The 282-nt window shown below is 49.3% G+C and carries 1 protein-coding gene; it reads left to right on the top strand.

Going from position 1 to position 282, the window contains the following annotated elements; all coding sequences use genetic code 11:
- Window positions 1-282 (top strand): molybdopterin dinucleotide binding domain-containing protein (locus tag AB4585_RS27050; RefSeq protein ID WP_372171826.1); only part of this gene is annotated, 282 nt, incomplete at both ends.

Raw genomic sequence — 282 nt, 5'->3', positions numbered from 1 at the left:
ACCCAACATGGATTGAGCCTACCGAATGGGCGGCAAACTATAAGCAGGGTGAGTTGCAGTTAATGACCTCTCACGCGGCGCATCGTCTGCACAGCCAGTTTAACTATGCGGATATTCGTAAGGAGTATGCGATACAAAATCGCGAACCTATTACGATTCACCCAGAAGATGCCAAAGCACGTGGAATAAGCGATGGTGATCTTGTTCGCGCCTTTAATGATCGCGGGCAAGTGCTTGTTGGGGCTCACGTCTCTGATGGAATTAAACAGGGCAGTGTGTGTA

This window comes from Vibrio sp. 10N.222.49.C9 (genome assembly GCF_041474985.1).
GTDB classification, from domain to species: domain Bacteria; phylum Pseudomonadota; class Gammaproteobacteria; order Enterobacterales; family Vibrionaceae; genus Vibrio; species Vibrio crassostreae_C.
This window is presented reverse-complemented; position numbering and strand designations above follow the sequence as displayed.